This is a genomic window from Kitasatospora sp. NPDC058478 (assembly GCF_042720345.1).
Taxonomy (GTDB): domain Bacteria; phylum Actinomycetota; class Actinomycetes; order Streptomycetales; family Streptomycetaceae; genus Kitasatospora.
Window position 1 is genome coordinate 39,668 of sequence record NZ_JBHXML010000068.1, and the last position, 21,066, is coordinate 60,733.

Annotated in this window: 3 protein-coding genes; all 3 read left to right on the forward strand. The window is 76.9% G+C overall.

Going from position 1 to position 21,066, the window contains the following annotated elements:
- Positions 1-14: 14 nt before the first annotated feature.
- Complete coding sequence (locus tag ACFWPT_RS31455) at positions 15-20,153, forward strand: non-ribosomal peptide synthase/polyketide synthase (protein ID WP_380485925.1); 20,139 nt, start codon at positions 15-17, stop codon at positions 20,151-20,153.
- 92 nt (positions 20,154-20,245) lie between these two features.
- Positions 20,246-20,449, forward strand: a complete 204-nt coding sequence (locus ACFWPT_RS31460) for an MbtH family NRPS accessory protein (protein WP_063350451.1) — start codon at positions 20,246-20,248, stop codon at positions 20,447-20,449.
- A 45-nt stretch (positions 20,450-20,494) separates the two neighbouring features.
- Entirely contained in the window at positions 20,495-21,007 is a 513-nt protein-coding gene (locus tag ACFWPT_RS31465) for a GNAT family N-acetyltransferase (RefSeq protein WP_380485928.1), read from the forward strand.
- Positions 21,008-21,066 lie beyond the last annotated feature (59 nt).

Consider the following 21,066-nt stretch of genomic DNA (forward strand, 5'->3'; position numbering starts at 1 on the left):
AGGATCCGACGACCATGACGCCTTCGAAGCGAGACCGCGCCGAGGCCCTGCCCGCCGACCTGCGCGAAGCGCTGCGCCTGCGGCTGGCCGGGCGCTCCGGCGGCGCCCGGGCCGCCGCCGACCGGTCCATCCCGCACGCCGACCGCAGCCGACCGCTGCCGCCCTCCTTCGTCCAGCAGCGCCTGTGGTTCCTGGACCGGCTGCGCCCCGGCGACCCCCGCTACAACAGCGCGGTCGCCGTACGGTTCACCGGCCCGCTGGACCGCGCGGCGCTCGCCGGGGCGCTGGCCGCCGTCGTGGCCCGCCACGAGGGGCTGCGGACCACCTTCGACGAGGCCGACGGCCGCCCGGTGCAGACCGTGCGGCCGGCCGGTCCGGTGCCGCTGCCCGTCCGGGAGCCGGCCGACGGGGAGAGCCTCGACGCGATCCTGCTCCAGGAGTACTCCCGCCCCTTCGACCTCCGGCAGGGGCCGCTGCTGCGCGCCCTGCTGGTGCCCGAGTCGGACCGCTCGCACGTCCTGCAAGTGACGGCGCACCACATCGTCACCGACGGCTGGTCGATGGGCGTCGTCCTGGACGAGCTGTGCACCGGCTACGAGGCCCTGGCCCGCGGCGCCGCCCCGGACCTGCCCCCGGTGGCCGTCCAGTACCCGGACTTCGCGGTGTGGCAGCGCGAACAGCTCTCCGGCGCCCGGCTGGAAGGCCAACTGGCCCACTGGAAGGCGAAACTGGCCGGTGCGGCGCCGCCGGAGCTGCCGCTGGACCACCCGCGGCGCGGCGAGGAGGCCGGCCCCGGCGCCGTCCACGCCTTCACCGTCCCCGCGCCGCTCACCGCCCGGCTGCGCGAGCTCGCGGCCGAGCGGCACGGCACCCTGCACACCGCCCTGGTCGCCGCCACCCAGGCGCTGCTGGCCCGCTGGTCCGGCCAGCAGGACGTCACCGTCGGCTCCCTGACGCCCGGGCGCTCCCGCACCGAGCTGGAACGGGCCGTCGGCTGCTTCGTCAACACCGTCGTCCTGCGCACCCGGGTGGAGCCCGCCGGATCCTTCCGCGACCTGCTCGCGGCCGCCACCGAGACCGGCAACGACGCGCTCGCGCACGGCGACACGCCCTTCGAACGGCTCGTCGAGGCGGTCGGCGCGCCCCGCCAGGCGGGCCGCAACCCGCTGTTCGACGTGCTGGTCCTGCTGCACCCCGCGCCGCCCGAGGCCACCACCCCGCACGGGCCGGCAGCCGCCCCGGTCGCCGTGCCCCGGCAGGCCGCCACCTTCGACCTCAGCGTCGAGTTCGTCCCGGACGGCGAGGCGCTCACCGGCCTGCTGGAGTACCGCGCCGACCTCTTCGACGCGCCCACCGCCCGCCGGATGGCCGACCAGCTCCTGCTGCTGCTGGCCGGCGCCGCCGCCGAACCCGACCGCCCGCTCGGCACCCTGCCGCTGCTCTCGCCCCGGGAGACCCGGCTGGTCACCCGGGACTGGAACGCCACCGCGCTGCCCGTCGAGGACACCGGCTACCCCGAGCTGTTCGAGCGCAGGGCCGCCCTGACCCCGCACGCCCCGGCCCTGGTCGCCGGAGCCGAGCAGCTCGACTACGCGACGCTCAACACCCGCGCCAACCGGCTCGCCCACCAGCTCATCGCCCGCGGCGCCGGCCCCGAACGGCTGGTCGCGCTGCGGCTGCCGCGCACCGCCGACATGATCGTGGCGATCCTCGCCGTCTGGAAGGCCGGCGCCGGCTACCTGCCCCTGGACCCGGCCCTGCCGGCCGAGCGCCAGCGTTACCTGCTCGACGACGCCCGCCCGGCTCTGGTCCTGGACGAGCAGACGCTCCGGGCAATGCCCGACACCGGCCCGGACACCGACCCCGGCGACGCCGACCGGACCGCCCCGCTGCACCCCGCCAACACCGCGTACGTGCTCTACACCTCCGGCTCCACCGGCCGCCCCAAGGGCGTCGCCGTCCCGCACCGCGCGGTGGTGAACCTGCTCGCCGCCCACCGGGCGGGCTTCGTCGCCGACGCGGGCGGCGGGCCGCTGCGCGTGGCGCTGACCGCCTCGTTCTCCTTCGACACCTCCCTGGAGGGCGTGCTGCTGATGGCCGACGGCCACCCGCTGCACCTGGTCGACGAGACCACCCGGATGGACCCGGCCGCCCTGGTCGAGTACGTCGTGCGCCACCGCGTCGACTTCCTCGACCTGACGCCCTCCTACCTGCGCCAACTGCTGCCCGCCGGACTGCTCGACGACCCGCGCCACCGCCCCCGGGTGCTGATGCTCGGCGGCGAGGCCGTCGGGCCCCGGCTCTGGCGCGAACTCGCCGGGCACCCGGACGTCGCCGCCTACAACTACTACGGCCCCACCGAGTGCACCGTCGACGCGCTCGCCTGCCGCATCGCGGGCGGTGACCGGCCGCTGGTGGGCCGCCCGCTGCCCAACCTGCGCGCCTACGTCCTCGACGACCGGCTCCAGCCGGTGCCGCCCGGGGTGAGCGGCGAACTCCACCTCGCCGGCGAGCAGGTCGCCCGCGGCTACGCCGGCCGACCGGGGCTGACCGCCGCCCGCTTCACCGCCGACCCGTACGGGCCGCCCGGAGCCCGGATGTACCGCACCGGCGACCTGGCCCGCTGGACGGCCGACGGGAGCCTGGAGTACCTCGGGCGCGCCGACGACCAGGTCAAGGTGCGCGGCCACCGGATCGAACCCGGCGAGATCGAGGCGGCGCTGCTCGACCTGCCGCAGGTCGCCGCGGCCGCGGTCGCCGCCGTGCCCGACGCGCGCGGCCACACCCGGCTCGCGGCCTACCTGGTCTTCGCCGACGGCGCGGCCCGCCCGTCCGCCGACCTGCGCGCCGCCCTGCGGCGGGTGCTGCCGGACCACCTGGTGCCGTCCTCGTTCACCGCGCTCGACACCCTGCCGCTCACCACCAGCGGGAAGCTGGACCGCCGCGCACTGCCCGCCCCCGACCCCGAAGGCGAAGCAAGGGAAGGGGAGTTCGTCGCCCCGCGCACCCCCGAGGAGGAGATCCTCGCCGGGATCTGGGCCGAGGTGCTGGGCATGGCGCGGGTCGGCGTCACCGACAACTTCTTCGAGCTCGGCGGCGACTCGATCCTGAGCATCCAGGCCGTCTCCCGGGCCCGCGCCGCCGGCCTGCGGATCGGCTCCCAGGACGTCTTCCGCCACCAGACCGTCGCCGACCTGGTCGCCGCCGCCCGCCCGGCCGCCGCCCCGGCCCCCCGGCCGCGCCGCGCGGACGGGCCGGCCCCGCTCACCCCGGTCCAGGAGTGGTTCTTCGCCGCCCACGGCCCGCTGCGCCACTTCACCATGTCGATGCTGCTCGACCTGCCGCGCGACCTCGACGAGCCGGCCCTGGACCAGGCGCTGCGGGCGGTCCTGGCCGCCCACCCGGCGCTGCGCACCCGCTTCACCCGCGCCGGGGGCACCTGGCGCCAGGAGCCGGTCGCGGACGCGGGCACCGGGCTGCTGACCAGACTCGACCCGCCCGCCCCCGGCGCCGACACCGGCTCTGAAGCCGCCCGGGGCGAGGCCGCCGACGCCGCCCGCGCCGCCCTGGACCCGGCCACCGGCACCCTGCTGCGCGCCGTCCTGTTCCGTTCACACGGCGACGCCCGGCCCCAACTCGTCCTGACCGCCCACCACCTGGCCGTCGACGGTGTCTCCTGGCGGGTGCTGCTCGCCGACCTGGAACAGGCCTACCGGCAGGCGGCGGCCGGGGACGCCCCGCACCTGGAGCCCGAGCCCACCCCGTTCACCGACTGGGCCCACCACCTCGCCGAACTGGTCCGGGCCGGAGGCCTCGACGACGACCTGCCCTACTGGAGCGCCGAGACCCGGGCGCCGGCCGCCCCGCTGCCCGTCGACCACCCCGGCACGCCCACGGCCGGCACCCTGCGCACCCTGCGCACCCGGCTCGACCGCGCCACCACCGAGGCCCTGCTGCGCAGCGTCCCCGAGGCCTACCGGACCCAGGTCAACGACGTGCTGCTCAGCGCGCTGGGCCGGGCCCTCGCCGACTGGACGGGCACCGAGCGGGTGACCATCGCCCTGGAGGGCCACGGCCGCGAGGAGCTCGTCGACGGCGTCGACCTCTCCCGGACCGTCGGCTGGTTCACCACCCAGTACCCCGTCACCCTCGCCCCGGCCGGCCCGGCCGGCGCCCCCGACTGGGCCGCCACCCTCAAGCAGGTCAAGGAGCGGCTGCGCGCCGTACCCCGCCGGGGCCTGAGCTACGAGGCCCTGGCCCGGCTCGGCCCGCCCGCCGCCGGCGCCCTGAAGGGCCGTCCACTCCCGCAGGTCTGCTTCACCTACCACGGCCAGTGGACCGCCCCCGGGACCGGCGACTTCGCGCCCGCCGGCCAGGCGCCGGGCCGGGAGCTCGCCGCCGACGAGCCCCTGGACCACCTGCTCGACGTCTCCGCCGTCGTCGCCGACGGCGAGCTGGAGCTCACCTGGCACTACAGCGACCAGACGCACGAGACGGCCACCGTCCGCGCGCTGGCGCAGGCCACGGCCTCGGCACTGACCGGCATCGTCGAGCACTGCGCCCGCCCCGACGCCGGCGGCCGCACCCCCTCCGACTACCCGCTGGCCGGACTGGACCAGGCCGGGGTGGACCGGATCGCCGGCGACGGGCGGGACGTCGAGGACCTGCTGCCGCTCACCCCGCTCCAGGAGGGCATGCTCTTCCACCGCCTGGTCGGCGGCCCCGACGACGTCTACGTGGACCAGGCCGGCCTGCTGCTGGAGGGCGTGGGCGACCCGCACGCCTTCGCCCTGGCCTGGCAGCGGGTCGCCGACCGCACGCCCGCGCTGCGCACCTCGGTGGTGTGGGAGGGCGTCCCCGCCCCCCTCCAGGTCGTGCGCCGCGGCGTCCGGCTGCCGGTGACCCACCTGGACCTGCGGGCGGTCGACCCGGCCGAGCGCGCCGACCGGCTGGCCCGGCTGCGCGCGGACGACCTCGCCCACGGGCTGGACCTCGCCACGGCGCCGCTCACCCGGCTCACCCTGGTCCGGCTGCCCGAGGCCCGCCTGCACCTGCTGTGGACCTCCCACCACCTGATCCTGGACGGCTGGAGCCTGGCCCAGGTGCTCACCGACGTGTTCGAGGAGTACGCGGCCCTCACCACCGGCGGCGTGCCGGCACCCGCGGTGCGCCGGCCCTTCGCCGACTACGTGCACTGGCTGGCCGGTCAGGACGCCGCGGCCGCCCGCGCGCACTGGCGGGGCGTCCTGGACGGCTTCGCCACCGCCACCCCGCTGCCCGCCGACCGCGCCCGGCGCGAGGCCCACCGGGCCCGCTCGGCGCTCGCGCACACCGCAGGCCTGTCGCCGGAGGCCTCCGAGCGGCTGGCCCGCACCGCCCGGCAGGCCGGGCTCACCCTCGGCACCGTGGTGCAGGGCGCCTGGGCCCTGCTGCTCTCCCGGTACAGCGGCGAGCCGGACGTGCTGTTCGGGACGACCGTCTCCGGACGCCCCGACGAACTGCCCGGTGTCGAGTCGATGATCGGCATGTTCATCAACACCCTGCCCACCAGGGTCCTGGTCGACGGCGGCCGCACCGCCGCCGACTGGCTGCGCGAGCTCCAGGAGGCCCAGGCCGAGGCCCGGCGCCACGCCGCCGTGTCCCTCGCCGAACTCACCGCCTTCAGTGGCGTGCCGTCCGGCGGGACGCTGTTCGACAGCATCGTCGCCTTCGAGAACTACCCCTTCGACGACGCCCGCACGGCCGGCAGCGGGGTGCGCCTGGTGGAGGTCACCTCCCGGGACGCCACCAACTACCCGCTCGTCCTGCGCGCCTACCAGGGCGGGCACTTCGGCTTCGACCTCGCCTACGACCCGGAGCTGTTCGACGCCGCGACGGTCCGCACCCTCGCCGACCGGCTCTGCCTGCTGCTCACCGAACTGGCAGCCGGACTGGACCGGCCGCTGCGCGCCCTGGAGTGGACGACCGCGCAGGAGCGGCGGCAACTGACCGACTGGGACGGCACCGCGCACGGCCGCCCCGACCGGACCCTGGTCGACCTCTTCGAGGCGCAGGCCGCCCGCACCCCGCACGCCGAGGCCGTCACCTGCGGCGACGAGCACCTCGACTACGCCGCCCTGGACGCGCGGGCCGGCCGCCTCGCCCACCGGCTGGCCGAACTCGGCGCCGGGCCCGAGCGGTTCGTGGCCCTCGCGCTGCCCCGTACGGCCGACCTGGTCGTGGCCGTCCTCGCCGTCCTCAAGACGGGCGCGGCCTACCTGCCGCTCGACCCGGGCCTGCCCGCCGAGCGCCGCGCCCAACTGCTGGGCGACGCCGCCCCGGTGGCCCTGGTGACCCACGGACCCGGCGGGCCGCCCGAGAGCTTCGAGCACGGGGTGCCCGTCCTCTCCCTCGCCGACCCGCAACTGCGCGCCGACCTGGCCCGGGGCCCGGCCGCCCCGCTCGCCGCCCGGCACCGCCCGCTGCCCGACAGCCCCGCCTACGCCATCTTCACCTCCGGCTCCACCGGCCGCCCCAAGGGCGTCGTGGTGCCGCACGCCAACGTGGTGCGGCTGTTCGAGCAGACCAGCGGCGTGTTCGGCTTCGGCGCCGAGGACGTCTGGACGCTGTTCCACTCCTACACCTTCGACTTCTCGGTCTGGGAGCTGTGGGGCCCGCTGCTGCACGGCGGCCGGCTCGTCGTCGTGCCCGAGGACACCGCCCGCTCCCCGGAGGACTTCCTGCGGCTGCTCGTGGACGAAGGCGTCACCGTCCTCAACCAGACCCCGTCCGCCTTCCACCCGCTGGCCCGCGCCGACGCCGAACACCCCGAGCTCTCCCGCCGGCTGGCGCTGCGCACGGTGGTCTTCGGCGGCGAGGCCCTGGACGCCGGCCGCCTCGCCGACTGGTACGACCGCCACCCGCAGGACGCGCCGCGCCTGGTGAACATGTACGGCATCACCGAGACGACCGTGCACGTCACCCACGCCCCGCTGGAGCGCGCGACCGCCGCCGCCGGCGGCCCCGCACCGATCGGCACCGGCCTCCCGGACCTGCGGCTGTACGTCCTCGACGCCGACCTGGCCCCGGTGCCCCCGGGCGCCGTGGGCGAGCTGTACGTGGCGGGGGAGGGCCTGGCCCGCGGCTACCTCAACCGGCCCGGCCTGACCGCCACCCGCTTCCTCGCCGACCCCTTCGGCGCCCCGGGCACCCGGATGTACCGCACCGGCGACCGGGCCGGCCGACAGGCCGACGGCACCCTGCGCTACCTGGGCCGCGCCGACCAGCAGGTCAAGATCCGCGGCTACCGGATCGAACCCGGCGAGATCGAGGCCGCCCTCCAGACCCACCCGGGCGTGGGCGCCGCCACCGTGGGCGTGTACCAGGACGCCTCCGGCACCCGCCGGCTGGTCGCCCACGTCGTCGCCGGTCCGGGCGCGGCCCACCCCCCGGCCGCCGCCGACCTGCGCGCCCACCTCGAACGGCTGCTGCCCGCCTACCTGGTGCCCGCCGCGTACGTCCCGCTGGCGGCCCTGCCGCTCACCCCCAACGGCAAGCTCGACCGGCGCGCGCTGCCCGTGCCCGGCCCGGCGGGCTTCGCCGCCGGCCGGCAGCGCACCGCGCCCCGCACCCGTGCCGAGCGGCTGGTCGCCGCGGCCTGGACGGAGGTCCTGGACACCGGGGAGATCGGCGCCGAGGACGACTTCTTCGCCCTGGGCGGCGACTCCATCCTCGCCGTCCGGGTCACCGCCCGGCTGCGCGCGGCCTTCGGGTCGGCGGAGCTCTCGCCCCGGCTGCTGTTCACCCACCCGGTGCTGGCGGACCTGGCCGAGGCCCTCGGCTCGCCCGGCTCCCTCGGCTCCCTCGGCTCGCTCGGCGAGCCGGGCGGGGCGTCCCCTGGACGAACCGTCATCCCGGCCGCGGACCCGGCGGCCGAGCCGCCGCTGTCGTACGCCCAGCAGCGGCTCTGGTTCCTCGACCGGTTCGAGCCGGGCAGCACCGAGTACACCTCGCTGTCCGTGCTGCGCCTGCGCGGAGCGCTCGACCGGGCCGCGCTGGGCACCGCCCTGGACGCCCTGGTCGCCCGGCACGAGGCGCTGCGGACCACCTTCGCCGAGCGGGACGGCCGCGCCCGGCAGGTGGTGCGCCCGCCGCAGCCGGTCGAGCTGCCGTGCGAGGACCTCGCCGGGGCGCTCCCGGCGGCCCTGGACGCGCTGCTGGAGCGGATCGCCGCCACCCCGTTCGACCTGGCCGCCGGGCCCCTGCTGCGGGCCCGGCTGGTCCGGACGGCCGCGGACGAGCACGTGCTCGCGCTGGCCGTGCACCACATCGCCACCGACGGCTGGTCGATGGGCGTCCTGGGCCGTGACCTGGGCGAGCTGTACGCGGCGGCCCGCGAGGGGCGCCCGCCACGGCTGCCCGCGCTGCCCGTGCGCTACACCGACTACGCGTCCTGGCAGCGCGCGCGCACCGACCTCGCCGAGGCGGACCTCGCCCACTGGCGCCGGGCCCTGGACGGCCTGACCCCGCTGGAGCTGCCCACCGACCGGCCGCGCCCGGCCGTGCGCACCCGGGACGGCGCGCTGGTCGCCTTCACCCTGCCCGCCGGGCTGACCGCGCGGCTGCGCGAACGGGGCCGGGAGGTCGACGGCACCCTCTACACCACCCTCCTGGCGGCCTGCCAGGTCCTGCTCGCCCGCTGGTCCGGGCAGCAGGACATCGCGGTCGGCACCGTCACCTCGGGCCGCGAGCAGGGCGAACTCCACGACGTGGTCGGCATGTTCGTCAACACCCTGGTGCTGCGCGGCGCCGTCCGGCCGGAGCTGTCGTTCCGCGAACTGCTGGCCGCCGCCCACGGCACCGTCCTGGAGGCGCTCGCCCACCAGGAGGTGCCCTTCGAACGGCTGGTGGACGCCCTCCAGCCGGAGCGCGACACCAGCCGCACCCCGCTCTTCCAGGTCATGGTGGCCCTGCACAACCTCGGCGCCGAGGTGCCGGACCTGCCGGGCCTGACGGTGGAGCCGGTCACCCCGCCCGTCCACGGCGCCACCTTCGACCTCTCCTTCGACTTCGTCGAGCGCGACGGCGGCCTGACCGGCTACCTGGAGTACAACACCGGGCTGTTCGACGCGCGGACCGCCGAGCAGCTGGCCGGCCGGCTGGGCACCCTGCTGGAGGCCGTGGCCGAGGCGCCGGAGACGGCCGTCGGGGCGCTGCCGCTGATGACGGCCGACGAACGCCGCCGGGTGCTGCGGCAGGGGCGGGGCGCGCCGCTGCCCGCGCCGGACACCACCTTCCCCGCCCTGTTCGAGGCGCAGGCCGCCCGCACCCCGGACGCCACCGCCCTGGTCGCCGGGGACGCCACCCTCGACTTCGCCGCCCTCAACGCGCGGGCCAACCGGCTCGCCCGCCACCTCGCCGCCCTCGGCGCCGGCCCGGAACAGGTGGTCGCGGTCCGGCTGCCGCGCACCTCGGACCTGCTGGTGGCGCTGTTCGCGGTGCTCAAGGCGGGCGCAGCCCTGCTCTTCGTCGACCCGGACCTGCCCGAGGAGCGGGCCGCCCTCCTCCTCGACGACACCCGGCCCCGGGTGGTGCTGACCGGGCAGGCCCTGCGCGAGGTGCCGTGGGCGGCGCTGCCCGCCCACGACCTGACCGACGCCGAGCGGACCGCCCCCCTGCTGCCGCAGCACGCCGCCTACCTCGTCCACACCTCCGGCTCGACCGGCCGCCCCAAGGGCGTCGTCGTCGAACACCGCCAGCTGGTCAACCTCTGCCGGGACCACCAGGAAGGCCTGGTCGCGCCGCACACCGCCGACGGGACGCGGCTGCGGGCCGCGCTCAGCGCCTCCTTCTCCTTCGACACCAGCTGGGAGGGCCCGCTGCTGCTCGCACTGGGCCAGGAGCTCCACCTGATCGACGAGGACGTCCGGCTGGACCCGCAGGCGTTCTGCGCCCAGGTCGTCGACCGCCGCCTGGACCTGGTCAACGTCACCCCCTCCTTCCTGCGCGAACTCACCGCCGCCGGACTGCTCGCCCCCGGCCCGCACCACCCGCGCCTGCTGCTGGTCGGCGGCGAGGCCGTCCCCGCCGCCACCTGGCGGGAGCTGTGCGCGGCGCACGCGGACCTCGGCGTCACCGCCTACAACATGTACGGGCCCACCGAGTGCACCGTCGACGCCGCCTACGCCCGGTGCGCGGACCACCCCGAGCGCCCCGTCATCGGCCGCCCCGGCCGCAACCTGGGCGCCTACCTGCTCGACGGCGCCCTGCGGCCGGTGCCGCCCGGCATGCCGGGGGAGCTGTACCTGGCGGGGGACCAGGTCGCCCGCGGCTACCTGAACCGGCCCGGACTGACGGCCGCCCGCTTCCTCGCCGACCCCTACGGCCCGCCCGGGGCCCGGATGTACCGCACCGGCGACCTGGCCCGCTGGGACGCGAACGGGCAACTGGAGTTCCGGGGCCGCGCCGACGAACAGGTCAAGGTCCGCGGGTTCCGGATCGAGCCCGGGGAGGTGGAGGCCGCCCTGCTCGCCCACCCGGACGTCGCCGACTGCGCGGTCGCCGCACGCGAGCACGCCGGCCGTACGGTGCTCGTCGGCTACCCGGTGCCCGCCGGCCGCCGCGTGCCGACCGCCGAGGAACTGCGGACCTGGCTGCGGCGGACGCTGCCCGACCACCTGGTGCCCGCCGCGTTCGTCCCGCTGGCCCGAATACCCCGGACCACCGGCGGCAAGACCGACCGGCGCGCGCTGCCCGCGCCGCCCGCCCAGCCCGACCGCACCACCCCGTACGTCGCGCCGCGGCCCGGTGCCGAGGAACGGCTCGCCGCGATCTGGGCCGAGGTGCTGGGCGTGGAGCGCGTCGGCACCCGGGACAACTTCTTCGCGCTCGGCGGCGACTCCATCCTCAGCATCCAGATCGTCTCCCGCGCCCGCGCCGCCGGGCTCGCCCTCACCACCAAGGACGTCTTCCGCCACCAGAACATCGCCGAACTCGCGCTGCGTGCAGGAGATCTGACGGATCATCAAGAAATCGGCGAAGCCGAGCCCGGCGAGGCGCCGCTCACCCCGATCCAGCACTGGTACCTCGACGGCCGCCGCCCCGGCGACGCCCTGCGCTTCACCATGACCCAGCGCCTGGAACTGGCCCCCGGCACCGATCCGGCGGCCCTGCGCCGGGCGGTGCTGGCCCTGGTGGAGCACCACGCGGCCCTGCGCACCCGCTTCCACCGCACCGAGGCCGGCTGGCGCCAGGAGGTGCTTCCCCAGGGGGCGGACGGCGTCTTCACCCGGCACGACGTCAGCCACCCGGACCTCACCGGCCATGACGTGGAGGCGCAGGTCCAGCGCGCCACCGACGAGGCCCAGCGCTCCCTCGACCCCGTCGAGGGCCGGGTGCTGCGCGCCCTGTTCTTCGACCCCGGCCTCCGGCAGCCGGGCCAACTCGTCCTCACCGTCCACCACCTGGCCGTGGACGGCGTCTCCTGGCGCATCCTGCTGGCCGACCTCGAAGCGGCGTACCGCACGGCCCGCGCCGGAGCCCCCGTCGCCCTGCCGCCGACCGGCACGTCCTACGGCCGCTGGGCCACCCGGCTGGAGCGGCACACCCGCGCCGGCGCCCTGGACGGCGACCTCGGCCACTGGACGCGCACCGGCGCGGCCCCGGCCGACCTGCCCGCCGGCCGCCCCGCCCCTGACACTGACGCCCCCAACGCCCCCGTCTCCAACACCCACGCCACCGCCGCCACCGTCCAGGTGAGGCTGGACGAGCGGACCACCGAGGCGCTGCTGCGCCGCGTCCCCGAGGTCTACCGCACCCAGGTCAACGACGTCCTGCTCAGCGCCCTGGGCCGCACCCTGGCCCGCTGGTGCGGCCGGGACACCGTGCTGGTCGGGGTGGAGGGGCACGGCCGCGAGGACCTCTTCGAGGACCTGGACCTCTCCCGGACGGTGGGCTGGTTCACCGCCGAGTTCCCGCTCGCCCTGCGCGTCGACCCCGACGCCGGGTGGCACGACACCCTGCGCTCGGTCAAGGAGCAGCTGCGCGCCGTCCCGCTGCGCGGACTCAGCCACGGCGCGCTGCGCCACCTGCGGCCCGGCGGCCCGCTGACCGGCACGGCGGCGCCGCAGATCGGCTTCAACTACCACGGCCAGTGGGACACCCGCGGCGGCGCCGAAGGCCTGGTCCGCGGCGCGCTGCCCCCGGCCGGTCGCGACACCGACCCCGACGAGCCCCGCCCCTACCTGCTGGACATCACGGGCGCGGTCCAGGACGGCCGCCTCGAACTGGCGTGGACCTACCCCGCCGCCGTCTACGACGAGGCGACCGTCCGCGGGCTCGCCGAGGAGATGGGCGCCGCGCTGCACGAGCTGGCCGCGCACTGCGCCCGCCCGGACGCCGGCGGCCGCACCCCGTCGGACTTCCCGCTCGCCGGCCTCGACCAGGACCGGCTGGACCGGCTCGTCGGCGACGGGCGCGAGACCGACGACGTGCTGCCGCTGACGCCGCTGCAGTCCGGCATGCTCTTCCACGGGCTCGTCGACGCCGACGGCGCCTACGTCGACCGGATCGCGGTGCGCCTGGCCGGCGTCGCCGACCCGCGGGCCTTCGCCGAGGCCTGGCAGCAGGTCGCCGACCGCACCCCGGCACTGCGTTCCGGCGTTCACTGGCGCGGCCTGCCGCACCCCGTCCAGGTGGTCGCGCGGCACGCCGCACTGCCCGTCCGCCACCTCGACTGGCGCGACCTGACGCCCGGGCAGCGCGCCGACCGGACGGAGCGGCTGCTCGCCGAGGAGCGCGCCGCCGGGATGGACCTCGCCACCGCGCCGCTCACCCGGCTGACCCTGGCCGCGCTGCCCGGCGACGAGGTCCTGCTGCTGTGGTCCACCCACCACCTGATCCTGGACGGCTGGAGCACCGGGCAGCTGCTCACCGAGGTGTGCGAGGAGTACGCCGCGCTGACCGGCGGCCCGCAGGCGCCCCGGCCGGTCCGACGGCCGTTCGCCGACTTCCTGGGCTGGCTGCACGACCAGGACGAGGAGGCGGCCGAGGCCCACTGGCGCGGCCTGCTGGCCGGATTCACCGGCCGGACCCCGCTGCCGTACGACCGCCCGCCGACCCGGGCCCACCGCGCCCGCTCCAGCGCCGCCGCCCACCGCGAACTGGACGAGACGCTCTCCCGCCGGCTGCGCGAGAACGCCGCCGCTGCCGGACTGACCGTCAACACCGTGGTGGAGGGCGCCTGGGCGCTGCTGCTGGCCCGCTACAGCGGCGGCGACGACGTGGTCTTCGGCACCACCGCGTCCGGGCGCCCGGCCGAACTGCCCGGCGTCGAGTCGATGATCGGCCTGTTCATCAACACCGTGCCGACCAGGGTCCCGATCCCATCGGGCGGCGTGCTGCCCTGGCTGCGGGAACTCCAGGAACGCCAGAGCGACGGCCGCCGCTTCGACCACCTGGCCCTGCCGCGCGTCCAGGCCCTGAGCGACCTGCCCGCCGGGGAGCCGCTGTTCGACAGCATGGCGGTCTTCGAGAACTACCCCGTCGACGAGTCGGCCGCCGACCGGACCGGGGTGCGGGTGGTCGAGGTGCGCGCCGACGACGCCACCACCTTCCCCTGGTGCCTGCGCGCCCACCTGGCCGAGCGGCTCGGCTTCGACCTGGCCTACGACCCCGCGCTCTTCGACCACCGGACGGCCCACGGCGCGGCCGACCGCCTGGTCCTGCTGCTCACCGCCCTCGCCGACGGCCTCGACGGCGACCTCGCCGAGCTGGACCAGCTCACCCCCGCCGACCGGGAGCAGCTGGCCTCCTGGCACGGCACCGCCCGCCCGGCGGCGCCGCGCAGCCCGCTCCAGGTCTTCGCCGAGCAGGCCAGGCGCACCCCCGGCGCGCCCGCCGTGCGCGACGGCGACCGCGAACTGACCTACCGCCAGCTCGACGACTGGTCCGACCGCCTGGCGGCCCGGCTGCTGGCCGACGGCCTGGCCCCCGAAGGCCGGGTGGCACTGCTGATGGACCGCTCCGCCGAACTCGTCGTCGCCCAGCTGGCCGTCCTCAAGGCGGGCGGCGCCTACCTGCCCGTCGACCTCCGGTCCCCCGAGGAGCGCCGCCGCGCGCTGCTCGACCAGGTCGGCGCCGCCCTGCGGCTCACCGCCGAGCAGGTAGCCGCCGAGCAGGTCGCCGCCGCGCGCACCGGCGCGGCCGGGCCGGTGGCGGCGGCCCTGCCGCCCGCCGACCCCGACCGGCTGGCGTACGTGATGTTCACCTCGGGCTCCACCGGGGTGCCCAAGGCGGTGGCGGTACGGCACCGCGACGTGGCCTCGCTCGCCACCGACAGCCGCTTCGCCGACGGCCGCTGCGCCCGGGTGCTGCTGCACTCGCCGGTCGCCTTCGACGCCGCCACCTTCGAGGTCTGGGCGCCGCTGCTGGGCGGCGGCTGCGTGCTCGTCGCCCCCGCCGGGCCGGTGGACGCCGCCCTGCTGCGGCGGCTCGCCGGACCGGACGGGCCGACGGCGCTGTGGCTCACCGCCGGGCTCTTCCGGCTGCTCGCCCAGGACGCGCCGGACTGCTTCGCGGGCCTGCGCACGCTGTGGACCGGCGGGGACGTGGTGCCCGCCGCCGCGGTGCGCCGCGTCCTGGCGGCCTGCCCCGGGCTGACCGTGGTGGACGGCTACGGGCCCACCGAGACCACGACCTTCGCCACCGCCCACGCCGTCGCGGAGGCGGCGGCGGTGCCCGACACCCTGCCGATCGGCCACCCCCTGGACGACCGCCGCGTGCACGTCCTCGACCGGCTCCTGCGGCCCGTCCCGCCGGGCTGCGCGGGCGAGCTGTACGTGGCCGGCGAGGGCGTGGCCCGCGGCTACCTGGGCCGGCCCGGCGAGACCGCGGCCCGCTTCCTCGCCGACCCCTCCGGACCGCCCGGCGCCCGGATGTACCGCACCGGCGACCTGGCCAGGCGGCGCCCGGACGGCACCGTCGAGTTCCTGGGCCGCGCGGACGACCAGGTGAAGATCCGCGGCTTCCGGGTCGAACCCGGCGAGGTGGAGGCCGCGCTCGCCCGCCACCCCCAGGTCACCGACGTCGCCGTGGTCACCCGCGAGGACCGGCCCGGCGCCCGGCGCCTGGTGGCCTACCTGGTCGGCCCGGCGGGCGACGAACCCGAGGAACTGCGGGCCTTCGCCGCCCGCGCGCTGCCCGACTACCTCGTCCCCGCCGCCTTCGTCCCGCTCGCCGCCCTCCCGCTGAGCCGCAACGGCAAGGTCGACCGGGCGGCCCTCCCGGCGCCGGACGAGGAGCACGGGAGCGGACACCGCGCGCGGGTCGAGCCGCGCAGCGAGGCCGAACGCCGCACCGCCGAGGTCTTCGGCGACGTCCTGGGCATCCGGCCGCCCGGCGTGGAGGACGGCTTCTTCGAGCTGGGCGGCGACTCCATCCTCAGCATCCGGCTCGCCGCCCGCCTGGCCGAGGCCTTCGGCGCCGACCTCACCCCCCGCGCCGTCTTCGACCACCCCACCCCGGCCGGCCTGGCCCGCCTGCTTACCGAGGAGCAGGGCCGCCCGGGCGGCCAGGGGCGCCCGCCCGTCCTCCCGGTCGCCCGCGACGGCGCCGCGCCGATGTCGTACGCCCAGCAACGCCTGTGGTTCCTGGAGGAGTTCGCGCCCGGCGGCGCCGAGTACGTCACCGCGCTCGCGCTGCGCCTGCGCGGCGCCCTGGACACCGACGCCCTCGGCGCCGCTCTGTGCGCCCTCGCGGCCCGGCACGAGTCGCTGCGCACCACCTTCGACAGCGTCGACGGCCACGGCGTCCAGCTCGTCCACCCGCCGCAGGCCGTGCCGCTGCCGCTGCACGACCTGTCCGGCCTGCCGTCGCAGCCGCGGGCGGAGGCCCTGCGCGGCCTGCTCGCCGCCGAGCGGGCCCGCCCCTTCGACCTGCGCCGCGGACCGCTGCTGCGCACCGCCCTGGTGCGGCTGGCCGAGGGCGACCACGTGCTGGCCCTGACCCTGCACCACATCGTCACCGACGGCTGGTCGACCGCCGTCCTGCTCACCGATCTGGCCCACCTCTACCGCGTCGAACTCGGCTCCGGGGAAAGCCGGTTGGCGCCGCTGCCGGTGCAGTACGCCGACTACGCGCAGTGGCAGCGCACGGTCGGCGCCGCCGGATCCGACCAACTCGCCTACTGGAAGCAGCAGTTGGCCGACGTCTCGACGCTGCGCCTGCCCACCGACCGGCCCCGGCCCGCCGTGCGCACCACCAACGGGGCCACCGCCCGCCTGGAGCTGCCCGCCGACACGGCCCGCCGACTGGCCCGGGTCGGCCGGGAGCGCGGCGCCACCCTGTTCACCACCCTGGTCGCCGCCGCGCAGGCCTACCTCGCCCGGCTCGGCGGCGACCAGGACATCGCCGTCGGCACCGTCACCTCAGGCCGCGAGCAGGCGGAGACCCAGCGGCTCGTCGGCTTCTTCGTCAACACCCTGGTGCTGCGCTCGCGGGTGGAACCCGGGCAGCCCTTCGGCGACTTCCTCGGCGCTGTCCGGCAGACCGTCCGGGACGCCTTCGCCCACCAGGACGTGCCGTTCGAGCGCGTGGTCGACGAGGTGCAGCCGGTGCGCGACACCAGCCGCAGCCCGCTCTTCCAGGCCCTGGTCGTCCTCCAGAACACCCCGGCCGCCGACCTCGACCTCCCGGGCCTGCACGTGACCGACGTCGAGACCGACACCACGCAGGCGGCCTTCGACCTCGCGCTGGAGTTCGCGGAGGCCGACTCCGGTGCGCTGCACGGCCTGATCACCTACAACACCGGCCTGTTCGACCCGGCCACGGCCGAGCGGATGGCCGGCCAGCTCGCCACCCTGCTGACCGCCGTCGCCGAGGACCCGGATCGCGCCATCGGCGCGCTGCCGCTGGCCGGCGGCGACCAGCTGGCCGCCGAACTCGACCGGGCGCGCGGCACCTTCCGGCCCGTCCCCGAGGCGACCCTGGCCGAACTCTTCGAGCGCCAGGCCGCCCGCAACCCCGACGCGGTGGCGCTGCTCGACGGCGGCCGCGAGCTGAGCTACGCCGAGGTGGACCGGGCGGCCAACCGGCTGGCCCACCGGCTCATCCGGCGCGGCGTGGGGCCGGAGCGGCTGGTCGCCCTCGCCCTGCCCCGCTCGGCGGCGGCGGTGGTGGCCCAGCTCGCCGTGGCCAAGGCCGGCGGCGCCTTCCTCCCGGTGGACCCGGACTACCCGGCGCCCAGGCGGGAGTTCATGGTGCGCGACGCGGGCGCCCACCTGGTGCTCGACGACCCGGCCGAGGTGTGGTCCGCCGACGGGCCGCAGACCCCGCCCACCGGCGCCGACCGCGACACCGGTGCCGACCGCGACACCGGTGCCGACCGCGCCACCGCGCCGACCGACGCCGACCGCGCCGCCGTGCTCACCCCCGGACACCCGGCCTACGTCATCTACACCTCCGGATCGACCGGCACGCCCAAGGGCGTCCTGGTGACCCACGCCGGACTCGCCGCCTTCGCGGCGGCCGCCGCCGAGCAGTACGCCGCCGGCCCCGGGGCCAGGGTGCTCCAGTTCGCCTCGCCCAGCTTCGACGCCTCCGTCCTGGAGCTGTGCGTCTCCCTGCTCAGCGGGGCCACCCTGGTCACGGGGGAGGAAGGGCCGCTCGTCGGCGAGCGCTTGGCCGAGGTCCTGGCCGAACGGCGCATCACCCACGCCCTGATCCCCCCGGCGGCCCTGGCCACCGTGGACCCGGAGACGGCCGCGACCCTGCCCGCCCTGCGCACCCTGGTCGTCGGGGCGGAGGCCTGCCCGGCCGACCTGGTCGACACCTGGGCCCCCGGCCGCCGGATGATCAACGCCTACGGCCCCACCGAGGCCACCGTGGTCGCCACCTGGACGGGCCCGCTGTCGCCCGGCACCGGCGCACCCGCGATCGGCCGCCCCGGCGGCGCCGCCCGCAGCTACGTCCTGGACGCCGCCCTGCGGCCGGTGCCGCCCGGTGTGACCGGAGAGCTCTGGCTGGCCGGCCCCGGCCTCGCCCGCGGCTACCTCGGCCGCCCGGGGCTGACGGCCGGGCGGTTCCTCGCCGACCCCTTCGGCGCGCCGGGCGAGCGGATGTACCGCACCGGCGACCTCGCCCACCGGGACGCCGACGGCGAACTGCGCTTCGCCGGCCGCGTCGACGACCAGGTCAAGCTGCGCGGCTTCCGGATCGAACCGGGCGAGATCGAGAGCGCGCTGCGCCGCAGCCCGCTGGTGCGCGACGCCGTCGTCACCGTGCGCGCCGACGCCCCCGGGAGCGGCGCGGGCTCCGGAGCCGGCCGGCTGGTCGCCTACGTCGTCCCGGCGGTCGGTGCCGTACCGGAGGACGACGGCGAGGGCGGGGCCACTGCGGGCCTGCCCGCCGCCGAACTGCGCGCCCACCTGGCCGGGTTGCTGCCACCGCACCTCGTCCCGTCGGTGTTCGTCCCGCTGGAACGGCTGCCGCTCACCCCCAACGGCAAGCTCGACCGCCGGGCCCTGCCCGAACCGGGGCCCGCGCAGGCCGCGGCCGGTCCGCGCCGGGAGCCGGGCACCGACACCGAACGCCGGATCGCCCGGATCTGGGCCGACGTCCTGGGCATCGAGGAGGTCGGCGCCGACGACAACTTCTTCCTGCTCGGCGGCGACTCCATCCTCAGCATGCAGGTGGTGTCCAGGCTGCGCCGGGACGGCCTGTACCTCGCCACCCGGGAGCTGTTCACCCACCAGACGGTGGCCGAACTGGCCACCGTGGTGCGCACCGCCCCCGACCGCGAGGACGACGGCCCGGTCACCGGGGACGTGCCGCTCACCCCCATCCAGGAGTGGTTCCTGACCACCCCGCGCGCCGCCCACCACCACTTCAACCAGTCGACCCTGCTCGAACTCGGCGCCGACCCCGATCCGCGGGCACTGCGGGCAGGGCTGGACGCCCTGCTCGAACACCACGACGCCCTGCGCCTGCGCTTCACCCACGACGAGACGGGCTGGCACCAGTTCAACCCGCCGCCCGCCCCCGCCGAGGACGTCCTCGTCCGGTACGACCTGACCGGGCAGAGCGCCGAGGCCGCCGACGCGGCCATGGCCAAGGCGGCCGACGAACTGCACGGCGGCTTCGACCTGGCCCGGGGCCCGCTGCTGCGGGCGGCCCTGTTCACCGGCGCCCCGGACCGCCCGGCGCTCCTGCTGCTGGTCGCCCACCACCTGGTCGTCGACGCCGTCTCCTGGCGCCTGCTGCGCGACGACCTGGAGAGCGCCTACCGGCAGGCCGCCCTGGGCACGCAGATCACGCTGGGGGAGCGCGGCACCTCCTACCGGGACTGGGCGCTCCGGCTCGCCGCCCATGTCGCCGACGGCGGCCTGGACCACGAACTGCCCTACTGGGACGAGGCGGTGAGCGCCGCCGAGGCCCTGCCCGGCCGACCCGCCGAGCCCGGTGCCGCTGACCCCGGTGCCGCCGAGACCGCGACGGTCACCGTCGAACTGGACGAGGAGGACACCGAGGCACTGCTGCGCGCGGCCCCGGCGGCCTACCGCACCCGCGTCAACGACGTGCTGCTGACCGCCCTCGCCCTGGCACTGGCCCGCTGGACCGGCCATGAGCGGATCCGGCTGGACCTGGAGGGGCACGGCCGGGAGGACGTCGTGGAGGGCGTGGACCTGTCCCGCACGGTCGGCTGGTTCACCACCATGCACCCGGTCACCTTCCACGTCCCCGACCCCGAGGACCTCGGCCCGGACCGCGACTGGCGCGCCCTGGTGAAGTCGATCCGCCGCCAGCTGCGCGCCGTGCCGGGCAACGGGCTGGGCTTCGGCGCCCTGCGCACCTTCGGTCCGCCCGAGGTCCGCGAGCGCCTCGCCGCCGGCGCGCACGGCCAGGTGGTCTTCAACTACCTCGGCCAGTGGGACGCGCGGCCCGAGACCGCCGGCGACGGCCTGGTCCGCGCCGAGCACGGCTCCTTCGGGCAGGACCACGACCCCCGCGACGGCGGCTCGCACCCGGTGGAGGTGGTGGGCGCGGCGCAGCACGGGCGCCTCGCCTTCACCTGGCACCACCGCCCCGCCCTCCACGACACGGCGACCGTGCGCCGGGCGGCCGAGGAGTTCGCCGTGGCGCTGCGGCACATCGCCCGGCACGCCCGGGGAGGACGGTGACGGCCGCCCACCCGCCGCTGAAAAGACCACCGCCGCAAGACCACCGCCGCAAGACCACCGCTGGAAACCCGACAACGACGAAGGAGCACGACATGGACGAGAACACCCGCTACCAGGTGCTGCGCAACGACGAGGAGCAGTACTCCCTCTGGCCGGTCGACCTCGACGTGCCCGCCGGCTGGCAGCCCGTCGGCCAGGAGGGCACCGAGGCGGAGTGCACCGCCTACGTCGACGAGGTGTGGACCGACATGCGGCCGCGGAGCCTGCGCGAGCGCATGGAGAACGCCGGATCCTGACCGGCCGCAGTACTTCCGTCCCACGACAACCCCGAGGAGCTGACCGTGACCCCTTCGCTGCGCACCGAACACCTGGAGTTCATCCCCTACCGGGCCGAGGACGAGGACGCCTTCGTCTCCCTCCTCGGCAACGCTGACGTGTGCAGCTGGATGGGCCAGGACCTGGTGCCCGAGCCGCAGATCCGCGCGCTGTTCCGCGCGATCCTGACCGACGTGTACCCGCAGCAGCTCTTCGACGTGTGGGGTCTGTGGCTGGACGGGAGGTACGCGGGCCACGCCGAGGTGAAGAAGACCGGGAACGTCGACGGCCACGAGCTGGTCACCGCCCTCGCCCCGGAGTTCTGGGGCCGGGGCCTGGGCACCGAGGTGGTCCGCGGCCTGATCCGGTACGCCGCCGACGAGTTGGGCCTCAAGGAGGTCTACGGCATGGTGGGTGCGGAGAACGCCCCGAGCCTGGCGATGTCCCGACGGCTGGGCTTCCGGCACCTGCGCGACGTCGTCGGGGACGACGGCTCGGTGACGAAGGTGGTGGCGCTCTCGACGACCGGCCAGGCCTGACCGGGCCCGGCCGGGTATGACCGCGGCCCAGCAGCAGGGCGAGGACGTCGGCCTGGCAG